Source organism: Rhodanobacter sp. ANJX3, from assembly GCF_014200755.1.
Lineage (GTDB): Bacteria > Pseudomonadota > Gammaproteobacteria > Xanthomonadales > Rhodanobacteraceae > Rhodanobacter.
Genome location: NZ_JACHCM010000002.1, coordinates 656,050 through 677,363, shown reverse-complemented (window position 1 = coordinate 677,363; position 21,314 = coordinate 656,050). Strand labels below are relative to the sequence as shown.

Annotated in this window: 18 protein-coding genes and 1 tRNA gene; 5 read left to right on the top strand and 14 right to left on the bottom strand. The window is 62.5% G+C overall.

The window, feature by feature from the left end; translation table 11 throughout:
* Nucleotides 1-67 precede the first annotated feature (67 nt).
* From HDE76_RS07710 to HDE76_RS07675, 8 genes are all read right to left on the bottom strand, one after another.
* Entirely contained in the window at nucleotides 68-3,073 is a 3,006-nt protein-coding gene (locus HDE76_RS07710; protein ID WP_221262327.1) for a TonB-dependent receptor plug domain-containing protein, read from the bottom strand.
* A gap of 363 nt (nucleotides 3,074-3,436) precedes the next feature.
* Nucleotides 3,437-4,165, bottom strand: coding sequence for a UDP-2,3-diacylglucosamine diphosphatase (gene lpxH, locus HDE76_RS07705; protein WP_184506448.1), 729 nt, complete (start codon nucleotides 4,163-4,165; stop codon nucleotides 3,437-3,439).
* A gap of 9 nt (nucleotides 4,166-4,174) precedes the next feature.
* Nucleotides 4,175-4,831, bottom strand: a complete 657-nt coding sequence (locus HDE76_RS07700; RefSeq protein WP_179477228.1) for a peptidylprolyl isomerase — start codon at nucleotides 4,829-4,831, stop codon at nucleotides 4,175-4,177.
* A 73-nt stretch (nucleotides 4,832-4,904) separates the two neighbouring features.
* Nucleotides 4,905-6,422, bottom strand: a complete 1,518-nt coding sequence (locus tag HDE76_RS07695; RefSeq protein WP_184506447.1) for a Ppx/GppA phosphatase family protein — start codon at nucleotides 6,420-6,422, stop codon at nucleotides 4,905-4,907.
* A 97-nt stretch (nucleotides 6,423-6,519) separates the two neighbouring features.
* Nucleotides 6,520-8,628 carry a polyphosphate kinase 1 gene (gene ppk1, locus HDE76_RS07690; protein WP_184506444.1) on the bottom strand — a complete coding sequence of 703 codons (2,109 nt, stop codon included), beginning with the start codon at nucleotides 8,626-8,628 and terminating at the stop codon, nucleotides 6,520-6,522.
* 54 nt (nucleotides 8,629-8,682) lie between these two features.
* Nucleotides 8,683-9,954, bottom strand: a complete 1,272-nt coding sequence (phoR, locus tag HDE76_RS07685) for a phosphate regulon sensor histidine kinase PhoR (RefSeq protein WP_255481475.1) — start codon at nucleotides 9,952-9,954, stop codon at nucleotides 8,683-8,685.
* Nucleotides 9,955-10,081: 127 nt separating this feature from the next.
* Nucleotides 10,082-10,771 (bottom strand): phosphate regulon transcriptional regulator PhoB, encoded by a 690-nt coding sequence (gene phoB / locus HDE76_RS07680; protein ID WP_179477224.1) that lies wholly within the window; start codon nucleotides 10,769-10,771, stop codon nucleotides 10,082-10,084.
* Nucleotides 10,772-10,925: 154 nt separating this feature from the next.
* Nucleotides 10,926-12,605, bottom strand: a complete 1,680-nt coding sequence (locus tag HDE76_RS07675; RefSeq protein WP_343205676.1) for a M48 family metalloprotease — start codon at nucleotides 12,603-12,605, stop codon at nucleotides 10,926-10,928.
* Between the two features lie 129 nt (nucleotides 12,606-12,734).
* On the opposite strand from HDE76_RS07675, the gene grxC reads away from it, so the two are divergent.
* The 3 genes from grxC to HDE76_RS07660 all read left to right on the top strand — a co-directional run bounded on the left by grxC (nucleotide 12,735) and on the right by HDE76_RS07660 (nucleotide 14,671).
* Nucleotides 12,735-12,998: a glutaredoxin 3 gene (gene grxC, locus HDE76_RS07670; protein ID WP_179477222.1), complete on the top strand. Its 264-nt coding sequence runs from the start codon at nucleotides 12,735-12,737 to the stop codon at nucleotides 12,996-12,998.
* Nucleotides 12,995-13,381, top strand: coding sequence for a carboxymuconolactone decarboxylase family protein (locus tag HDE76_RS07665; RefSeq protein ID WP_184506437.1), 387 nt, complete (start codon nucleotides 12,995-12,997; stop codon nucleotides 13,379-13,381). Before grxC ends, HDE76_RS07665 begins: the two co-directional genes overlap by 4 nt.
* Nucleotides 13,382-13,657: 276 nt before the next feature.
* Nucleotides 13,658-14,671 (top strand): isocitrate dehydrogenase, encoded by a 1,014-nt coding sequence (locus HDE76_RS07660; protein WP_184506435.1) that lies wholly within the window; start codon nucleotides 13,658-13,660, stop codon nucleotides 14,669-14,671.
* 95 nt (nucleotides 14,672-14,766) lie between these two features.
* On the opposite strand, the gene HDE76_RS07655 is transcribed toward HDE76_RS07660, so the two are convergent.
* The 4 genes from HDE76_RS07655 to HDE76_RS07640 all read right to left on the bottom strand — a co-directional run bounded on the left by HDE76_RS07655 (nucleotide 14,767) and on the right by HDE76_RS07640 (nucleotide 18,950).
* Complete coding sequence (locus HDE76_RS07655; protein WP_184506433.1) at nucleotides 14,767-15,723, bottom strand: aspartyl/asparaginyl beta-hydroxylase domain-containing protein; 957 nt, start codon at nucleotides 15,721-15,723, stop codon at nucleotides 14,767-14,769.
* A 393-nt stretch (nucleotides 15,724-16,116) separates the two neighbouring features.
* Nucleotides 16,117-17,496: a PhoH family protein gene (locus HDE76_RS07650; RefSeq protein WP_179477217.1), complete on the bottom strand. Its 1,380-nt coding sequence runs from the start codon at nucleotides 17,494-17,496 to the stop codon at nucleotides 16,117-16,119.
* 130 nt (nucleotides 17,497-17,626) lie between these two features.
* Entirely contained in the window at nucleotides 17,627-18,088 is a 462-nt protein-coding gene (locus HDE76_RS07645; protein ID WP_184506431.1) for a peroxiredoxin, read from the bottom strand.
* A gap of 298 nt (nucleotides 18,089-18,386) precedes the next feature.
* Nucleotides 18,387-18,950: a glycine cleavage system protein R gene (locus tag HDE76_RS07640; protein ID WP_184506429.1), complete on the bottom strand. Its 564-nt coding sequence runs from the start codon at nucleotides 18,948-18,950 to the stop codon at nucleotides 18,387-18,389.
* Nucleotides 18,951-19,085: 135 nt separating this feature from the next.
* Here HDE76_RS07640 and dapA point away from each other — a divergent pair, with 135 nt between their 5' ends.
* Both dapA and HDE76_RS07630 read left to right on the top strand, forming a co-directional pair.
* Nucleotides 19,086-19,982: a 4-hydroxy-tetrahydrodipicolinate synthase gene (gene dapA, locus HDE76_RS07635; protein ID WP_184506427.1), complete on the top strand. Its 897-nt coding sequence runs from the start codon at nucleotides 19,086-19,088 to the stop codon at nucleotides 19,980-19,982.
* 34 nt (nucleotides 19,983-20,016) lie between these two features.
* Entirely contained in the window at nucleotides 20,017-20,619 is a 603-nt protein-coding gene (locus HDE76_RS07630) for a hypothetical protein (protein WP_184506425.1), read from the top strand.
* A 96-nt stretch (nucleotides 20,620-20,715) separates the two neighbouring features.
* Here the strand turns inward: HDE76_RS07630 and fdxA are convergent, their stop codons facing one another.
* Together fdxA and HDE76_RS07620 are read right to left on the bottom strand one after the other, a co-directional pair.
* Complete coding sequence (fdxA, locus tag HDE76_RS07625; RefSeq protein ID WP_179477212.1) at nucleotides 20,716-21,039, bottom strand: ferredoxin FdxA; 324 nt, start codon at nucleotides 21,037-21,039, stop codon at nucleotides 20,716-20,718.
* A gap of 136 nt (nucleotides 21,040-21,175) precedes the next feature.
* Nucleotides 21,176-21,251 (bottom strand) — tRNA-Glu (locus HDE76_RS07620).
* Nucleotides 21,252-21,314: the final 63 nt, after the last annotated feature.

Here is a 21,314-nt window from a genome sequence, read left to right as displayed (position 1 = left end):
AGTGGGCGCCGGCGTGTTCAGCTCCATGCATCAAGGATGGCGAGGCCTCCGCTTAGCGCCGCTGTCATCAGTAATCGTAAGTCGCGCTCAGCCGCACGTAACGAGGCTGCTGCCGCACCACGGCGGAGCCGTAGAGTGGATCGGGCGTACCGGGCGAGATTTGAAAGAACGGGTAGGCGTTGAGGATGGTCTGGCTATTGAAGAGATTGAAGACATTCACCGAGAACGCCAGCTTGCCCTCGCCGAAACTCGGTCGGTAGGTTGCACCCACGTCCACCTGCTTGTTCCACGGCAGACGATACGTGCCAGGCGGCGACGGCTGGCCGCCGCACCAGTGGTAGTAGCTGCCGTAGCCATCCGGATCGGTCTGGTTGGGGCCGTAGTAGCCCAGGCAGTTGCGTGGGTTGCCCGATTCAATCTGGATGTTGCCTGAGATCTGCCACTCGGGCGTGAGCTGGTAGTAGCCGAAGATCTTGATCTGATGCGTGTGATCGTTGCTCTGCGCGCCGTTGCTGTACGACATCAGCGCCGGGAAATCCCAGTCGATGCTGGTGGATGCAGCGGTCTGTTGAATATCGGAGCGCAGCTGGCCTTCGGTATCGCCGTAGCTGCGTGAAAACACGTAGTCGATCTTGCCGTACCACGTGCCGTCGAACGGATGCTCCAGAAAGGTTTCCAGGCCGTAGTACTGGCGCTTCAATGGCGGAAAGCCGGCGTCGGCATTGGTGAGGGTCACACTGCGGTAGGTGCCGCCGGTATCGGCCACGGTAAACGTATTGGCGCGGCCGGGATTGATCAGATAGCAGCTGTTGGTCGCATTGACGTCGTAACCCAATGTGGCGGCCTTGTTCTCGATCGCCGTGACGTCGCAATAGTCGTCGATGGCGTTGCGCAGAATGCGCTGCGTCAGTTTGGCGCCATACACCCATTGGTCGCTGATCGTCTTGGTGAAGCCCAGGATGAATTCGTCCTGATACTCCGACTTCAGGTTCTGCGCCGTCACCGTTTTTGGGTCGGGCAGCACGCCGTAGGTGTTGTTGGACGACACGGCGTTGGAGAAGGGCGTGAGGCCTGTAGGCGTGCCATCGGCGGCGATACCGCTATAAGTGAAGTATTGCTGGGTAGAAACGTAAGCGCCTGCGGCGTTCAGGGAGGGGTTGAGCGGTAGGCCGAGGTAGTAGCGTCCTGCGTTGCCGTAGAGTTTGAAGCTGGCGTCGCCGTTCACGTCCCAGCTGAAGCCCAGGCGCGGCGCCCACTGTGGTGTGGTCTGGCGGATGTACGACTGTGCGTCCGCGTTGTAGTCGGTGAACTGGTCGTTGCGCAGGCCCAGCGAGAGCAGCCAGCGATCGCTGACCTGCCATTTGTCCTCGACATACTGCGCGCGTTGGGCCGAGCGCACGCTGGCGATTGAGCTGTTGATGTACTGGATCGCGTAATAGCCGGAGGCGCCGTTCGGATAATTCGCGGGCGCGCCCACGCCCAGATTGGGGATCAGCGGCACTGTCGGCGTGGTGGTGTAGGCGTAACCCCAATAGTAGCCCGGTCCCGAGGTCTGGCTGCCCTGGTCGATGGCGCGCGAGTTCTGATTGTCGATGCCGAACGAAATGGCGTGCTGGCCGAGCTGGTAGGTCAGGTCGAGGCGCAGATTGTTGCTGACATCATGGCGGTTGGCGTTGTACAGCGACTGCGTGATCTGACTGTTGCTGATCGGCGTGCCGTTGTTGAAAGCGGGGTTCTGATACTGAACGTTGCTCAGATAGGTCAGGCTGCCGTCGTAACCGCCCGGCGCATCGTAGTTGACGGTTTTCATCTTGCCGTAGGTGGTGGTCAGCGTGAGGCTGTCGGTGATGTAGCTGGTGAACTTGGCCGTATAGACGTCGCCGCCGGTCTTGATGCTGTCGGCATAGTTGATGAAGCTGCCGGGCTTCAGCGCGTTGTAGTCGTAGTTGTACACGCTGCCGTTGGTCTGATTCTTGTTCGAGGCACCCGTGACTTCAAGGATATTGCTGTCGGTGATGTTCCAGTCCAGCTTGCCGTACCATTTGGGCTGCTGATACTGGTAGCGCACGTAGGGTTGCGCATAGGACACATTGTTGACCGTGTCGCCATTCTGAGTCGACGTTTCGGCCGCAAGGAAAAGAAACAGTTTGTCCTTGATCAGCGGGCCACCGACATAGGCATCGTATGTCTTGGTCCACTGACGATTCTTGCTGTTGGGGTCGTACAGATTGCCGGCGACCGGCGAGGCGGGAAGCCCGTTGGTGTAGTAGGTATTGGTGCCGTCGGCATGCGCAAACTCGGGCTCCCACAGCACCTGCCCGCCGAAATGCCACTGGTCGGCGCCGCTCTTGCCGACCATGTTGATCACGCCGCCGTCGGAGCGGCCATATCGCGCGCTGTAGCCACCGGTATAGATTTCCTGCTGCTCAATGGCACCGTATGGCAGCGTGATTCCACCGAAGCCGCGCTGCGGATCGGTCGTGTTGAAACCGTTGACGTAATACGCGTTCTCGCTGGCGGCGGAACCGCCAAAGCTCACCAGCGATTGTCCCGTCGGCCCCACGTAGCCGCCGCTATTGTTCACCACGCCAGGTGCCAGCTGCGCGATGGCTTCGGCCGAGCGGCCCAGTGGCAGCTGCGCGAGTTGGGCGGAGGTGATTACCGTGCGTGAATCGACGCTGGTGACATCGATCGGCGGCAGGCGATTGGCGCTGACTGTCACCGCATTGAGATTCTTGACCGCCGCTGGCTGAAACGATACCTCCGTGCCGCCGCCGACGCGCAAGCTAATGTCGCTGCGCGTATCGATCGTCTTGCCGTCGCGCAGTAGCACGACGGTGTACGTACCCAGAGGCAGTTCGCCTGCGCTATAGCGGCCGTGGTTGTCTACATTCACCACGCGCGAAATGCCGGTGCTGCTTTTTACCTGGACAGTTTCATTGGCGCCGACCGGTGCCTGGCCGAAAATGCTGCCCGTGGTCGATTGCGCGAACACCGGTGCCGCGGCGACGAAAATCGCAAAGCCTAGTGCTGCTGCCAGGGCGTTTGGCCTGGGCGTTATTCTATTGTTCAATGTGGGACTCTCGAAAGCCTGGAAAGGTGTGCTGAGCTCGGAGCGTTTTGCTCAAACATGGATGTCGAGTCGATGGCGAACGACGACTTGCGCGGCACGGATGCCGACTGATCAAACAAGAAAGCCGCAGTCTTTCGCCCCTATGGCGATCGTCGATACGATGCTGGCTGCGTGATAAATACTACACAAGATTTGGACATTTAGACGTCCAAATGCAATGAGTATTCATCATACGCACATAACAAAACGTTCTTTATGGCGAGCCGGTCGTCTCACGGCGAGGGCGCTGGCTGTCGCAGCCTTGACTTGCAAAGGTCTATTGGCTGGCGCCTCGCACGACGTCGCGCGTGGCGATGGCGGAACTCAGCTGACGGAAAGTCCGTGCAGTTCAGCGCCGGAGGGCGTGACTTTGAGCACAGAGCCGTGCTCGTACCAGTCGCCGAGCACGATGCGCTCGGCGCGATGATCGTCCAATTGCAGCGCGTGCACCGCAGGTCGATGGGTGTGACCGTGAATCAGTCGAGTCACCCCGGCATGGCGTAGCGCCTGCTGCACGGCGTCGGCGTTGACGTCCATGATGCTTTCCTGGGTTGCGCCGGTATGCGCGCGGCTATCCTCACGCGCCTTGGTCGCAAAAGCGCGACGCGCCTCCAGCGGCATGGCCAAAATCTGCGCCTTCCACTGCGGCGTGCGCACTTGCTGGCGTACGGTCTGGTACGCCACATCATCGGTGCACAGCAGGTCGCCGTGCATCAGCAGCGTGGGGCGACCGTAGAGGTCGTGCACGGCGCCGTCTTCCAGCAGCGTGAGGCCGGCGCGCTGTGCAAAGGTTTCACCGAGCAGAAAGTCGCGATTGCCAGGCATAAAGTACACCGGCACCCCAGCATCTCGTACGGAACGTATCGCCGTGGCGATGCGTTCGGGCAGCTCGGCATCGTCGTCATCACCCACCCATGCCTCGACCAGATCGCCGAGGATATACAGCGCATCGGCGCGGCGCACTTCGTCGCTGGCCAGATAGTGTTCGAACAGCTCGGTGATCTGCGGACGCGATGGATCCAGGTGCAGGTCGGCAATAAACAGCGTGACCATCGGGCAGCCTTAATGCTTTGTGGCTTTCTTGGCCGGCGCCGCGGCAGCGTCGTCGACGGTGGACTCTTCGCCCACGACGCGGGCGCTGTTGATCACCACCAGCGGATTGGGTACATCGGCGGCGAATGGACCCAGCCCGCGCGTGGGCAGCGCCGCGATCTTGTCGACCACGTCCATGCCCTTGATGACCTTGCCGAAGACCGTATAGCCCCAGGTCAGGCTGCTCTGGTTGCCGGTGAAATCCAGCCGACGGTTGTCGACCAGGTTGAAAAAGAACTGCGACGTGCCCGAGTTCGGATCGGCGCCGCGTGCCACGACCAGCGTGCCGCGCAGATTGGACAGGCCGTTGTCCGCTTCGCTGGCTACTGCCGAGCGCGTGCGCTTGGGCTGCAGATCGCGCGTGTAGAGGCCGCCCTGGACGAGATAGCCGGGAATCGCCCGATGGAATACCGTGCCGTCGTAGAATCCGTCGCGCACATATTGCAGAAAATTGGCCACGCTCTTGGGGGCCTTGTCTGGATACAGTGCGACGGTGATGTCGCCCTGTGAGGTATGCAGAACCACGTCCGGCGCCGCTGCGACAGCGGCGGGCGCAGGCTGGGCGGCTTGTGCGGGCAGCGCCAGTGGCGCGAGAAGCATCAGGGTGGCGAGCAGAGATTTGAGCATGAGTGTCGGGCGTTTTTTGGCGTGCCAACATGATACGCGCACGCAGCCGGCATGGTTCATGAAAGCCGCTTGCTCAGCTGCTTGACAGATCCAGCTTCAGTCCTAGCTCAGCCATCGGCGACTGCTCCTGCTGCAGGTCGGATTCGCTGAGTGGATGTTGCTCGAACCAGGCCAGTGGCAGGGTGACGCGCAGTTTCTGGCTGGTAGCGGCCAGGCGCATCGGCGGCAGCGACTCGGCCCGCCGCGCGCGGCGAAAAAGTACGGCCAGGCGCAGCAGCGCCGTGGTGTAGCGGGCCAGCGCGCGGTAGCGCACCGGTAGCGTGATGATCAGCGCCTTGTCCGGCTTGCGCCGATGCATTTCGACCACCGCAGCGAGCAGCTGCTGCTCCTGCCGCGAAAAGCCCGCCAGGTCGGCGTGGCGCAGGATGTAGGCGCCATGATGATGATGCTGGCTGTGTGCGATGGCGAGGCCGATCTCGTGCACGCGCGCGGCCCACGACAGCCATTCGCGCGCGTCGGCGTCGAGTTTCCAGGCCTTGGCCACCTGATCGAACAGCATCAGCGCGGTGGACTCGACTCGTCGGGCCTGCGCGCGATCCACGCCGTAGCGGGTCGCCAGCGCATCGATACTGGCCGTGCGTGGGTCACTGCCGCCGGCGCGGCCGATCAGATCCCACATCAGCCCTTCGCGCATCGAGCTTTCGCACACGCGCAGGCGTTCGATGCCCAGTGCCGCAAACGCGGCCTCGAAGATCACCACGCCGCCGGCGAAGACGGCGGCACGGTCCTCGACCAAGCCAGGCAGTTTCAGCAGGCCGATCTGGCCCTGTTCCAGAATGGCTTCGCGCAGCGACGCCAGCGACGCCGGTGTGATGCCGTCATCGGAAAATTTCATCGCCTGCACGACCGCGCCGATGGATTTTGCCGTGCCGGACGAACCGTAGGCGTCCTGCCAGCCGGCTTCGCGATAGTCCTCGTCGAACTGCTGCAGCAGTACCCCTATCTCGCTGCGCGCGCGCTGCCAGCGCTTACGCGTGAGCTTGCCGCCGGGGAAAAAGCGCAGCGTCGAGGCGATGCAGCCAGCCTGCACGCTTTCGGTATGCAGCGGCGCCAGGCCGCGGCCGATGATGAACTCGGTGCTGCCGCCGCCGACGTCGATGATCAGCCGCGGCTCGCGCGAGGCGGGCAGATCGTGCGCGGCGCCGAGAAAAATCAGCCGGCCTTCCTCGCGGCCGGAAACCACCTCGATGGGATGGCCGAGCGCCGCTTCGGCGGCGGTCAGAAACGTCTGCGGCGATGCGAGCCGGCGCACGGTGTTTGTGGCCACCGCGCGCACGCGCAGCGAGGGCAGGCCGGCGATGCGCTGGCCAAAGCGCGCCAGGCAGTTCATTGCACGGGCGCGGCGCTCGGCGTCCAGCGTGCCGTCGGCGCGCAGGCCGGCGGCCATCCGTACGCTTTCACGCAGCCGATCGATCACGCGAGGTTCGCCGTGTTCCATACGGGCAACCACCATGTGGAAGCTGTTGGAACCCATGTCCACGGCGGCAATCAGTTCGCCGTCGCGGATCGGTGTGGCATCGGCTGGGCTCACGTCAAGCCTCCCTGATCGAATGAAGGCGGATTCTCGCATGCCTGCGTGAGTCTGATGTCATCCATGGCCACTGAGATGTTTCTACGCGTGGAAAAGCTCAAGGGCAGTATCGATCGAGCAGGCTCTGCTGCGCGCTGTAGGGCGGATCGTTGCCGGGCTCGGCGCGCGCATAGCGGCCGTCGCTGTCGAGCAGCCATGCCTGCGTGTTGTCGGCCAGACTACCGGCCAGGGTTTCTTCGAACACACGGGCCGACAGTTCGGCGTCGAGAATGGGAAACGCGATCTCGATACGGCGCATCAGATTGCGCGCCATCCAGTCGGCGCTTGCGCAGTAGAGCTCAGGCTCGTCGTTATTGGCGAACCAGTACACGCGGCTGTGCTCGAGAAAGCGGCCGATGATCGAGCGCACGCGAATGCGCTCGGAGATGCCGGGCAGGCCCGGTCGCAGCGTGCAGGCGCCGCGTACGATCAGGTCGATCTCCACGCCGGCCTGCGAGGCGCGGTACAGCGCCTCGATCACGTGCGACTCGTTCATCGCATTGAGCTTGGCCACGATGCGCGCCGCACGACCGGCTTTCGCGTGCGCGGTTTCGCGCTCGATCTTGGCGACCAGGCCGGTATACAGCGTAAAGGGCGAATGCAGCAGGCAGTTGAGCTTGATCATCGGGCCGAGGCCCGACAGCTGCTGGAAGATCTTGTGCAGGTCTTCGCCGATGGCCGGGTTGGCCGTCATCAGGCCAATGTCGGTGTAGGTGCGGCTGTTGATCTGGTGATAGTTGCCGGTCGACAGGTGCGCGTAGCGGCGTAGCCCGTCGCCCTCGCGCCGCACGATCAGCATCATCTTGGCGTGGGTCTTGTAGCCGACCACGCCATACACCACTTGCACGCCCGCCTCCTGCAGGCGCACGGCGAGCTGGATGTTCGCCGCTTCGTCGAAGCGCGCGCGCAGCTCGATCACTACGGTCACGTCCTTGCCGTTGCGCGCCGCGTCCACCAGCAGGCCGACCAAAGGTGTGTCCTCACCCGCGCGGTAAAGCGTCTGTTTGATCGCCAGTACCTGCGGATCGACGCTGGCCTGGCGTAACAGATCGACCACGGCGGCAAAGTTCTGATACGGGTGATGCAGCAGCACGTCGCGCTGGCTGATCAGGTCGAACTTGTTCTTCGCCCCGTCGAGCGCCGCCGGCAGCTGTGGATTGAAGCGTGGAAACTTCAGTTCGGGCCGATCGAGCAGATCGTAGATCAGCTGCGCGCGAATGATGTTGACCGGGCCGTCGCAGCGGTAGACGTCCGTGTCTTCCAGCTCGAAGTTGCGCGTCAGCATCGCGGTGATCGCCTTCGGGCAATCGTTGGCGATTTCCAGCCGCACCGGACGCGCGTAGCCGCGGCCGATCAGCTCCTCGCTCAGCGCGTGAGCCAGGTTTTCCACTTCGGCCTCCTCGACGATCAACTCGCTGTTGCGCGTGACGCGGAACTGGTACGAGCCAACCACCTTGAAGCCGGGAAACATCAGGTCGGTGAACGCCTGCAGCAGCTCGGCCAGAAACACGAAGTGATCGCCGTCGCCGCTGACCTCGTCGGGCACACGGATGATCCGCGGCAGCGAGCGTGGCGCGCGCACCAGGGCCATATGGCCTTCGTGGCCGAAGGCGTCGCGGCCCTTCAGCACCACCGCGATATTCAGCGTCTTGTTGAGAATGCGCGGAAACGGGTGCGAGGGATCAAGCCCCAGCGGCGACAGCACCGGTAGCACCTCGTGTTCGAAATAGCCCTGCAACCAGCGGCGCTGTTTTGACGTCCACTGCGTGCGCGTCAGTACGCGCACGTTGTGCGCGTCGAGCTGTGGAATGAGGTGTTCCTGCCAGGTCGTGAACTGCTCGGTGACCAGTTCAAGCGCGCGCTTGCGAATTCTCGAGAGCAATTCGCCCGACGTGATGCCATCCGGTCCCGGCGCCGACGTGCCGTAGGCGTGGTGATGCTTGAGCATTGCCACGCGCACTTCGAAAAATTCGTCGAGGTTGTTGGCTACGATACTCAGATAACGCAACCGTTCGAGTATCGGCACCGACATGTCGCGCGCCATTGCCAGGACGCGGAAATTGAATTCCAGCGTCGCCAGTTCGCTGCTGAGATATAGGTGGGGTGCACTCAAATCGATCGGCGATGGCTCGATCGGTGGTGAGGGGGCAGGTGAGCGACGTGGCATATCGTCATTCTGGCCCATGCTGCTGGCCAAATACACACGGTGCGATCAGGGAGTTCAGCTCTCGTCATTGCCGCCCGCGGTAAGCAGGCGTGCGTTGCCGAAATGGCAGGCAAAGGTTGAGCCCACGCCCGGCGTGCTTTCGATCTGCAGCTGCGCCTGATGCAGGTTCAGCACGTGCTTGACGATCGACAGGCCCAGGCCCGTGCCGCCGCTGTCGCGCGAACGGCTGGAGGAGATCCGGTAGAAGCGCTCGGTCAGTCGTGCGATATGCGAGGCCGGAATGCCGAAGCCGGTATCCGTGACCGAATACGCTGCGCCCAGCGGCGTGCGCCGCCAGCGGATGGTGATGCTGCCGCCGATCGGCGTATAGCGCACGGCGTTGCTGACCAAGTTGGATAGCGCGCTGTGTAGATCTTTCGGCGAGCCGAGCAGGTCGGCCTCTGCGGTGGACTCCAGCGCGATCTGGTGCCGGCCCTGACTGAGCGCTTCGGCCTCCTTGCGCACGGTCGCCAGCAGGGAGGCCATCGGCACGCGCTCGTCGGCGATCTGGTGCTGGGTTTCCAGCCGCGAAAGAGTCAGCAGGTCTTCCACGATCTGGCCCATGCGCTTGGACTGCGCGCGCATCTCGCCGAGCACCGGCGCCAGTTCGGGTACGTCTTCCGGGTCGATCAGTTCGAGATAGCCGTGGATGACCGTCAGCGGCGTGCGCAGCTCGTGCGAGACGTTGGCGACGAAGTCGCGGCGAATCTGTTCCAGCCGATTGAGATGGCTGATGTCGCGCGCCAGCAGCAGATGCTGGCGGCGACCGAACGGCAGCATGCTGACGTTGAGCTGGCTTTCCGGATGGCCCGGGGCGATCACGTCGTTGATCGGTTCCAGCGCGCCGTCCTGCAACCAGCCGGACAGGTCGGAGGAGGCCAGGCGCTGATGCAGCAGCACGCCGCGGTCGCGCGGCCGGCGCAGGCCGAGCAGGTTCTCGGCGGCGTGATTGAACCAGCGCACCTGCTGCTGTTGATCGAGCAGTACCACCGCATCGGGAAGATGGCTGGCGGCGTTGCGCAGATCGCGCAAGCTGGAGGCAATACGTCGGGAACGTGTCATGAAACGGTCATGCTGTAGAGGGCTGACGCCAGCGGATATAGGCATGATGTGCTGCGTTTGATGACGAATTCGAGTCAGCAGCAAGACGACTTCGAAAAGCGCGACAACCGCCACGCCGGTAGCGATATGGCCGCCGGCCAACCAGCCCAGCAGTGCGCCAACGGCTAATGCCGCCGTTAGAGCCATTGACAATTTTGCGAGCGATGAAGCGGCAGGTTGTGCCATGAGGCGTTTGGCTGGACGGCCTTGCAGGCCGGGCGGCCAGCATCGGCAAAAGCTTGCGTCGCCGCAACCCCGGCGAGCCGAGCCATGGCTATCGGGCAGGGCATGCGTGACTCAGCCATGCACGACTTCAGGCGTTGACGGAGAACCGGTAGCCGGTGCCACGCACGGTTTGCACCATTTCGTCCAGCTTCCACGGCTCCAGCGTCTTGCGCAGGCGGCGGATGTGCACGTCGACCGTGCGCTCCTCCACGTAGACACTGCCGCCCCAGACATGGTCGAGCAGTTGCGTGCGCGAATACACGCGCTCGGGATGGGTCATGAAAAAATACAGCAGGCGATACTCGGTCGGTCCGATCGGCACCGCGTCTTCGCCGGCAAACACGCGGTGCGCGGGACCGTCGATGCGCAGGCCGCCGAGTTCGACCATGCCCGAACCGTCGTCACCCTGGCTGCGGCGCAGCACCGCCTTGATGCGGGCAATCAGCTCGCGCGTGGAGAAGGGTTTGACCACGTAGTCGTCGACGCCGGCTTCCAAACCATTGACCCGGTCCATCTCCTCCCCACGCGCGGTAAGCATGATGATGGGGATCTCGCGGCTCAGTTCTTCCTTGCGCATGCGCCGCGCCAGCTCCAGGCCGCTGGTGCCGGGGAGCATCCAGTCGAGCAGGATCAGGTCGGGCACCTGTTCGGCAATAGCCAGCTGGGCCGCCCGCGCATCGGCCGCCTGCATCGCGTCCATGCCGGCCTTGCGCAGGGCAAAGGCGATCATCTCGCGGATCGAGACTTCATCTTCAACGATCAAAATGCGCTTGTGCACGCGGTGGTCTGCCGGTGGCTTATGACGGGAGTATTGCAACCCATCAATGTTACGTGTCGATGACATGGGTCACTTCGTTCTAGCCCAATCGTGCCGGATTGTCACGAAGCCTGGTCGCCCGCGGCAGGCCGGTGGCTGGCAGGGACGGCGTCGGTCAGCGGGCGCCGAAGCACAATCGGTCGCTGCACAACTGATTCTGGCGCGGCTGCTGCCGGCCGTCGGGGTTGTCGTCGGTGCTGATCCGGCGCTTGTGCAGCTCCATCACCAGCGGGGTCAGCTGGCTGATGCGCGACTGGATGCGTACCCTGGCGTAGTAGTCCAGATCGCTGCGCTCGAGCATCCGCTTCAGTTGCTCCATCGCATCGAACGGCCGGCCGGCGTAATAGCTGGCGTCGGCGAAGGCTTCCCCGGCACGCACGCTGTCGCCGGCCTTTTCGCTGGCACGGGCGTAGGCGCTGTAGATTTCGGGCTCGTCGGCATTGTCCAGCAGCGGGCGCAGCAGGTTCGCCGCCTGCGTGGCCTGCGCCTTGTCGCCGCGGGCCACGAGCGCATCGGCGTAGGCCAGCGCCACCGCCCGATTGCGCGGCGACTGCGTGGTCAGCTCCTCGTACATGGCCAGCGCCGCGCCGCGCTGGCCGGCCTGCAGGCGGGCATCGGCCATGGCGAGCTTCAGGATCAGGTTGCCGCCGTGCGACTGCAGCAGCGGCTGCAACTGCTCGATCGCCTGTGCGCCGCGACCGCTGCGGGTGAGCGCCAGCCCATAGCCGTAGTGCGTCGCCGGCGTGTCGAAGCCGTACTGATCTTTCAGATTGGACGCGTAGTAGAGCGCCACTTTGGACGCGTCGTCGGCCAGCACCCGCGTGCGCTCACGCATCAGCGAGTAGGTGTCCAGCTGATCGGGTGTTTTCGTGCTGGCAGTCAGCACCGAGGGGTCGCGGACGAACGGCACCGGTGCGGTGATTTTCTCCCACTGGCTCTGGTCCATGCTGGACACGGTGGGGCGAAGTTTCTGCGCAGCTATTAGCGAGCCGGCGCGGGATTTCGCGTCGCTGATGCGCTCGGTGGTCACCGGGTGCGACTGCAGCAGCGACGGCGTCTGGATGCCGCCGGCGTCGGCGCTGGTGACGTCTTCCAGATGCTCGAAGAAGGTCGCCATGGCATTCGGATCGAAGCCGGCACGGCCTAGGGTCTGAATACCCACCCGATCGGCCTCGATCTCGTCGTGGCGGGTGAAGTTGATCGACTTCTGCGCGATCAGACTCTGCCCGCCGGCCAGAACCGCGACCGGCGCGTCACCGGCGTGGCCGCCGGCGCCGGCGAGAATGGCGCCGAGCAGCACCAGCGCCATCAGCGGCGCATCCTTTTTGGAATCCTCGAACGCCCGCTCCAGATGGTTTTGCGTGATGTGGCCAATTTCATGGGCGATCACGCCGGCCAGCTCGCTTTCGTTGCGGGTGATAGTGATCAGGCCGGAGTTTACGGCGATATAGCCGCCCGGCGCCGCGAACGCGTTGATCTCGGGATCTTTCACCACGAAAAACGCGAAGTGATCTTTCGGCTTGTCGCTGCTGGCGACCAGTCGAAAGCCCAGGTCGTTGATGTAGTCGTCCAGCAGCGGATCGTCGACGACCAGATCAAGCGCGCGCATCTGATGCAGCATGGCGGCGCCGTAATCCTGCGCCTCCTGTGGCGAGATCAGCGCATTGGCCGAGCTGCCCAGATCGGGCAGGCGCACGTCCTGCTGGGCACTGGCGGCACAGGTCAGGCCGGCCGCCAGCACGGCGGTCAGCAGACGTCGCGCCAGCAGGCGTTGAACCAGTCGTCGTGGTGCCATGGTCATAGGTAAGCGACAATACCACCGAGACCGCGCCGGATTGCAGCGGTTCCCGCCGACGAAGGCTTGAGCCGCGGCGCGTCTGCCCCCAAATAATTGCCATCGTTCCTACCGTTCCGGAGTGTCGTCATGTCCAAGATCGAGGTCTATTCCACCGCCGTTTGCCCGTACTGCGTGTCGGCCAAGAATCTGCTCAAGGCCAAGGGGCTGGAGTGGACGGAAGTGCGCATCGATACGGACCCGGTGCAGCGCGATGCCATGCTGACCCGCAGCGGCGGCCGGCGCACCGTGCCGCAGATTTTCATCAACGATCAGCACGTCGGCGGCTTCGATGATCTGGTCGCCGCCGATCGCAGCGGCAAGCTGACCCAGCTGCTGGAGCTGTCCGCATGAGCGACAGCCTCGCCGAGTTCAGCGAATTTCGCCAGCGTATGAACGACCGCATTCTTGCCGAGGACAATCAGGTCGTCCGCCGGTTCTTCGCGCTTGACACGCAGACCTACAAGGCCGGCGCGCTGGACGTCAAAACCAAGGAGATGCTGGGCCTGGTGGCGTCGATGGTGCTGCGTTGCGATGACTGCATCAGTTACCACATCGCCCAGTGCAAGGAAGCCGGCGTGCAGCGCAACGAGTTCTTCGAGGTATTCAGCGTGGCTCTCGTCGTCGGCGGCTCCATCGTGATTCCGCATCTGCGCCGCGGCGTCGATCTGCTAGACAAGCTCGAAGCCGGCGCGGCCAGCGATGCTGCCGGTTGTGCGGATCACTCGACCAATTAATCGTTCGAGGGCCGCGCTTCGCGCGGCCTCTTTCGGCAGGCGCGGTAAGGCGTATTTATCGGGAAGGCCTTGTGTCGTCTGGCTTTCACCGGGTGGTCGTTCCGCGCCCATGCGCCTTTTTGCAACGCTGCGTGCGAGTATTTTCAGCACCGAAGCGAACCCCCGCACTGGCCGCATCGCGCCACATCGGCGATAATCGACAGGTTATCAGCGCCGCCTTTGTTTCTTCCTCCCCCTGCGTGCGCTGCTCGATTCCCCGTTTCAAGGAGTTTCCCCATGAGCAAGACGATTGCTGTGATCGCCGGTGATGGCATTGGCCCGGAGATCATGACAGCTACGCTGCGCGTGCTCGATGCGCTCGATTGTAATCTGACGTATGACTTTGTCGATGCCGGCATGGTTGCGCTGGAAAAGCACGGCGACCTGCTACCGGCCTCGACCCTGGAAGTCATCGGTAAGCACAAGGTGGCGCTGAAAGGCCCGCTGACCACGCCGATCGGCGGTGGCTTCACCTCCGTCAACGTGACCCTGCGCCGGCATTTCGACCTGTACGCCAATGTGCGTCCGGCGATCAGTTTTCCCGGTACCAAGTCGCGCTACGAGAATATCGACATCATTACGGTGCGCGAAAACACCGAGGGCGCGTATCTCGCCGAAGGCCAGACGCTCTCCGAAGATGGCGAGATCGCTCAGTCGATCATCCGCAATACGCGCAAGGGCAGCACCCGCATCGTGCGTTACGCGTTCGAGATGGCGGTGAAGAAAGGCCGCAAGAAGATCACCGCCGTGCACAAGGCGAACATCCTCAAGACCAGCACCGGCCTGTTTCTCAACGTGGCGCGTGAAATCGCCAAGGAATATCCGCAGATCGAGTTCAACGAGATGATCGTGGACAACACCTGCATGCAGCTGGTGATGAATCCGCATCAGTTCGACGTGATCGTGACCACGAATCTGTTCGGCGACATCCTCTCCGACCTGTGCGCGGGTCTGGTCGGTGGCCTGGGTCTGGCGCCGGGCGACAACATCGGCATCAACGCGGCGATCTTCGAAGCCGTGCACGGTTCGGCGCCGGATATCGCCGGTCGCGGTATTGCCAACCCCTGCGCTCTGCTGCTCGCCGCCGCCGACATGCTGGATTATCTGGACATGGTCGCCAAGGGCAATCAGCTGCGCGCGGCGATTCGTGCCGCGGTGGAAAACGACCGCGATCAGATTACGCCGGATCTGGGTGGTAAGGGCAGCACCGACAGCTTTGCGGACGCCATCGTCAAGCGTCTCAAGGGCTGAGTTGACGTCTGCGGTTTAGCCGTCCAAAAAGAAAAAGCCGCGGAGCCATCCGCGGCTTTTTTCTTGGTGAATATGCAGTCGCCTCAGAACTTCATTCAGCGAAAGATTGGCCAGGGCGCAAGAAAGATCAGCCAGATCATCATAACGATGCCGAAGTATTTGAGGCCTTTGTAGACTTTCTTGTGGCGGCTCTTGAAGCGCGCCTTGAACGAGTTCGACGAATCGCCTTTGCGCTTGCTCAGCGCGAACATGCGGTTGATGAAGCCGGTTTTCTCCGTGTCCGTATCCGAGTTTGGCGATGCGGTGATGCTGCCCATGAAGGCGCCTACGCGATGGTTGATCGCGTTCATCCAGCGCGTGCGCAAGGGGCGCTCGACGTCGGCGAACAGGATCACCCGAGTCTGGTCGGTGCCGTTTTCGGCCCAGTGCACGTAGGTTTCGTCGAATACCACGTCCTTGCCGTCGCCCCACGCGTGCTCGTGGCCATCGACGAAAATGCGGCAGGCCGGCGAATTGGGCGTGATCAGCCCCAGGTGGTAGCGCAGGGAACCGGCGAAGGGGTCGCGATGGGGGTTGAGCTTGGCACCCGGTGGCAACAACGCGAACATGGCCGCCTTGACGCTGGGGATCGACTTCAGCAGCGCCACTGTATTGGGGCAGAGCGTTTCGGCCGAGGCCAGCGGCTCGCCGTACCACTTCAGATAAAAGCGCTTCCAGCCCTGCTTGAAAAAGCTGTTGAAGCTGGCGTCGTCATTTTTCGCCGCCGCTCGGATATAGCCTTCGTCGAACAGATGCATGGCTTCGTCGCGTATCACGCGCCAGTTGGCCTGCAGCAAGTCGAGCTGGGGGAAACCGCGGCGATCGAGAATCGGCCGCGCCGGCACTGCCGAGAAGGCGTACATCAAGAGGTTGTAAGGGGCGAAAACCGCCGAATGATCCACCAACTGCCGATCGAACCGCAGCCGCACGCGCCCTCGCAGGTGCACGAGCAGCACGCACAGCGCAAAGAAGGCGAATAGCGCCAACAAGACAAGTCGCGGGGTAAAGATCATGTAGGCAGTTAGAACCGTCAGAGCCGATAAACATCATTGTACTCGCTTGCCCCCAGCAACCATGACTGCCTCTTCAGCCTTGAGCGGATCCAGATGGGCGCGCTAAAAATTACGGCAGAGATTTCATCTTTTTCTTAAGGTAGCTACCTCCGATCCAAAATAGCCTTATCCCGGAGATAACCAAGGCAAGACCGAAAACCAGGCACAGAAAATCGATTAGTAGAGGTAAATACATGGCCACATTGAAAGTCCATTTTAAATTTTTAGATCAATAACTTGCGGTAAAGCTGCGCGATCCTTGGAAGTGCGCGCAGTGCTCATTTTATTAGTTACGAGGAACTAAGGAGCGGAATCACGGACTAGCCGTAGTCCGCTTTCCCCCGTTCTCCGCCTTTAAAGCGCCTCCGCCGCAAAGTCCGCCAGCCGCGAGCGTTCGCCGCGCCGCAGGGTGATATGTGCAGAGTGCTCCCACTGCTTGAAACGGTCCACAGCGTAAGTGAGGCCGGAGGTGGTTTCGGTGAGATAGGGCGTGTCGATCTGCTCGACGTTGCCCAGGCAGACGATCTTGGTACCGGGGCCGGCACGGGTGATCAGGGTTTTCATCTGCTTCGGCGTGAGGTTCTGCGCTTCGTCGATGATCAGATAGCGACTGAGGAAGGTGCGTCCGCGCATAAAGTTGAGCGAGCGGATCTTGATGCGCGAGGCAAGCAGGTCGTTGGTCGCCTGGCGCCCCCAACTGCCGCCGTCTTCGGGGTTGGCGAGCACTTCGAGGTTGTCGGTGAGCGCGCCCATCCACGGCGTCATCTTTTCTTCTTCGGTGCCCGGCAGGAACCCGATGTCCTCGCCGACGGACACCGTCGCGCGGGTCATGATGATTTCGCGATAGCGCTGCTGGTCCATCACCTGCGCCAGACCGGCGGCCAGCGCCAGCAGGGTCTTGCCGGTGCCGGCGTTGCCGAGCAGGGTGACGAAATCGATGTCGGGGTCCATCAGCGCGTTGAGGGCGAAGTTCTGCTCGCGGTTGCGTGCGCCGATGCCCCACACGTGATGGTTGGCGTGCGAGTGATCGTCCAGCAACACCAGCGTGGCATTGACGTCGTCCAGATGCAGTACGCGCAGTTCGACCTCGTTTTCGCCCGGCAAAAACAGGCACTGGTTGGGGTGCCATTCTTCGTCATCGTGGCGATCGACCTTGTAGAAGGTGCGGCCGCGCTCGGTCCAGGATTTGACTTCGGGGTGCAGGTTCCAGAAGTTTTCCGGCAGTTCCGCGGCACCGGTATACAGCAGCGAAAAATCGTCCAGCGCGCGATCGTTTTCGTAATCTTCGGCGACCACCCCTTCGATGCTGGCCTTGATGCGAAGGTTGATGTCCTTGGTGACGAGGATGACGTCACGATCGGCGTGCTGATCGCGCAGCTCCATCACCGAGGCGAGAATCTGGTTGTCGGCCTTGCCGCGATTGGCGCTGAGGCGCTGCTCGAAATAAAGCCTGCCCACCGCGTTGTCGCGCTTGAGATTGATGCCTTGCGGGTTGGAAAGCTCCAGGCCCTCGTTGAGGTTGTGGCCCTTGCCGCGCTCGATCAGTTCGTTGAGAAACCGGCTGACCTGTCGGCCGTTGCGGGAAACCTCCGAGGCGCCTTTCTTTTTTTCGTCCAGTTCCTCCAGCACGGTCATCGGGATAAAGACGTCGTGCTCCGCGAAGCGGAACAGCGAGGTCGGGTCATGCAGCAGGACGTTGGTGTCGAGAGCGTAGATTCGCGTGCTTCCGGTCATGCGGAAGAGTCCTCGCTGGTGGGTGGTTGGCGCAGTAACGGCGGCTGGTTTGCCGCCGTCGGATAGTCGCGGCGACCGGCGCGGCGACGCCGGGCTGCCGTGACTTTGAAAACGTAAGCTCGGGCGAAGTTCACTTGGACGCAATGGCGTCGAGCACGGCTTGCGCGTGTCCGGTTACTTTGACGCCGCGCCACTCCTTGCTGAGCTTGCCATCGGGATCGATCAGGAACGTGCTGCGCACGATGCCCATGTGGCGCTTGCCGTACAGCACTTTTTCGTGGATGACGTCGAAGGCCCGGCACCAGGCTTCGTCGGTGTCGGAAATCAGCGGAAACGGCAATTCCTGTTTTGCGCTGAAGTTGGCGTGCGATTTCAGCGAGTCGCGCGATACGCCGATGACCTCGGCATGGCGTTTGCGAAATTCGGGGTACAAGTCGCGAAAATCCTTCGCTTCAGTGGTGCAGCCGGGGGTGCTGTCCTTGGGATAGAAATACACGACCACCCACTGGCCTTTGAGGCTGGCCAGCTGCAACTCGCTGCCGTCGCTGACCTGGCCTTTCAGTGGGGGAAGTTTCTTGCCGAGCTCGGGCATGGTTACTCCGGCACGGTGAGACGTCACCGTGATCGATGTTTTTGAGGAAAATGGAATCGGAACAGAGGATGGAGGGCTTGCGAACAGCGAAGGGTTGCGGGCGAACGGCAGCGGCCTGGAGTGACGGTGTCGCCGATGCAGCGACTGGTGCGCCGTTGGCTGACCGCGTGAATCGATGGGCTGGCTGCAATGCAACGTCCCTCTGAAGTCCCGGGGCTAGACTAGCGCGTGCGTGACTGCAGATAACAGTCCTTGTCAGCCGGCCGTTATCGCGCGATGCTCAACGGCCGGGTGAGTTTCAGAATTTCACCGGATCCATGATCGCGTCGAGGTTCAGCCCGTCGCACAGTTCGAGGAAATCGTCGCGCAGCGCGGCAATGTGGATTTCCGACGGCACGCCAATGGTGAACTGGGCCTGGAACATCTCGGCCCCGGTTTGCATGGCCTGATAGCGAGTGGAGTTCAGCTGTTCGACGCTGATGCCATGCTGGGTAAAAAATTCCACGATACGCACCACGATGCCGGGCCGGTCGGCAGCCACCACTTCCACCAGATACGGCAGCAGATGCGAGCTGTTTTCGCGCGGTCCGGTACGGTACTGCACCAGCCGCAGGCTTTCGTCGCGGGCCAGCTTGGTCAGCGCGGTTTCGAGTTTGGCCAGCGCATCCCACGCGCCGCTGGCCAGCAGCATCAGCGATACCTCGGTGCCAACGCTGGAAACTCGCGACTCGGTAAGGTTGCAGCCGGCGTCGGCGATGCGCTTGGCCAGCGCCAGCAGCGGGGATTTGGTCGAGGGGGTAAGCGCGTGGATCAGCAGCTGGTTGTCGTTGCTGGCATGGGCGGAAGCGGAAGAGTGTTTCAAAAAAAATCCACCTGGTGACGGTATGGGCAGCAAGCCGCGCGGTGCGGAATCGGGAGATTACTCTATCGGGTTTACTTGCCGGCCTTGTGAAGCCGCCAGTAACATGTGCGTTCTGCCCAGGAGCGGAATCGATTCTTGAACATTCGCGGAAGTATTTGCGCGCTGGTTACCCCTTTCACGGCAGACGGCGCGCTCGATCTGCCGGCTTTCGGCCGGCTGATCGACTTTCAGCTGGCTGGCGGCACGCAGGCGCTGGTGGTGGCCGGGTCGACCGGCGAAGCGCATATGCTGGAGCACGACGAATTCGATCGGCTGCTGGCGTACGCGGTGGAGCGCGTCGCCGGACGGGTGCCGGTGATTGCCGGCACCGGCGAGGCGGGTACGGCCAAAACCATCGCGTTGACCCGTCGTGCCAAGGCCTCGGGCGTCGATGCCGCGCTGGTCGTGGTGCCGTATTACGTCCGCCCGACCCAGGAGGGTATGCGTCGGCATTTTCTCGACGTGGCTGATCACGGCGAGCTGCCGGTGCTGATGTACAACGTGCCAAGCCGCACCGGCAGCGATCTGCTGCCGGAGACCGTGGCTAGCCTGCGCGATCATCCGGCCATCATCGGCATCAAGGAGGCGCGCGGCGATCGCGAGCGTATTGACGCCCTCGCGGAACTTGTGAGCCCGGATTTCGTCTATCTCTCCGGCGACGACGCATCGGCCGGTGCCGCCATGCTGGCGGGTGCGGGCGGTACAATATCGGTGGTGGTCAATCTTGTGCCCCAGGCTTTCAGGGCACTTTGCGATGCGGCGCTTGCCGGCGACACGGCGCAAACGGCGCGCTGCGATGCCGCGCTGAGTCCGCTGGTGCAGGCACTGGACTGTGCGCCGAACCCGATTGCGGTAAAGGCCGGATTGCCGGTTTTGGGGCTGGGCTTGGCTGTGCCAAGGTTGCCTCTGGTTGAATTGAACGACGGTCCGGATCGCGCCCGATTGCACCAAGCGCTGTCCAGTCTGGCATCCTTGGCGACTGCCGCTGCTTGACGGCTGTCTGAACTTTCTCACGGAATCCGATTACATGAAGAAAACACCACTCCTCGTGGCCCTGCCGCTTCTGGCCCTCAGTGGTCTGCTGCTCTCCGGCTGCGGCATGTTCCGCTCGCACAAGGCGTGGGACACCGCCCAGCAGGAGTCGCCGCTGGAGATTCCGCCGCAGCTCGATCGCCCCACGACCACGGCGGCACTGGTGATTCCGCCGCCGGGTGGCAACCAGCCCACGTCCAACGGGGCGACGGCCAGCGTCAACGGTGGTTCGGCCGGTGCGATCACCGATGGCTTCGTCATGACCGGTAACGTCGACGACGCCTACAAGCAGGTCGGTGCCCAGCTGGCTGACGGCAGCCTTGGCCAGGTGACGGCGCACGACGATGCCACCCGCACCTATACGGTTAGCGTGCCCAACGCCGTGATTCAGCAGAAAAAGAAGGGCTTCTTCGGCATGTTCAAGAAGAGCGCGCCGGTGCCCACGGATGCGGCCGGTTCGACCACGCATCCGGTGCAGATCATGATCGACAGCAGCGGTACGGAAGCCAGTGAAGTGCGGGCTCAGGGCGATGCGCCTGCGGTGATCAAAGTGGTCGATGCGCTCAGGACGAAACTGGGCAAGAAGAAAGACAAATAAACCGGTGCTTGCCCTGCATCGTGATGGTGCGGGGGAGCGACAAAAAAGCCGCCATCGAGAGGGCGGCTTTTTTCGTTTTGCAATGCGGGGAGAACGTCAGCGCTGAAGCAGGTCGAGCTTGCCGGGTTTGTTTTCCCAGTCCTTCGCGTCAGCAGGAGCATCCTTGCGCTCGGTGATCACCGGCCAGCCCTTGGCGAGCTCCGCGTTGAGGGCGACGAACGACTCCTGACCGGCCGGCACGTCGTCTTCCGGATAGATCGCATTGATCGGGCATTCCGGCTCGCACAATGTGCAGTCGATGCACTCGTCCGGGTCGATCACAAGAAAATTGGGGCCTTCGTGGAAAGCGTCGACCGGGCAGACTTCGACGCAGTCGGTGTATTTGCACTTGATGCAGTTGTCGATGACAACAAAGGTCATGAGTTACCCGCCAGATGAAGCTGCTTTTGTGAAGAGTGCGGCCATGGATGGCCGCTTCTGATCCCCACGTTCCGGCGAGAGCTGCAAGCTGCCGGTCAAGGCATAGACGGCGATCATGGACGATCGCAAAAACAAATGGTGCTCCCTACGAGACTCGAACTCGTGTTCCCGCCTTGAGAGGGCAGTGTCCTAGGCCACTAGACGAAGGGAGCGTTATGCTGTGAGGCGCGCTAGTATAACGGAATTGTTTCGCCCGGCAATGCTGGATATACAAC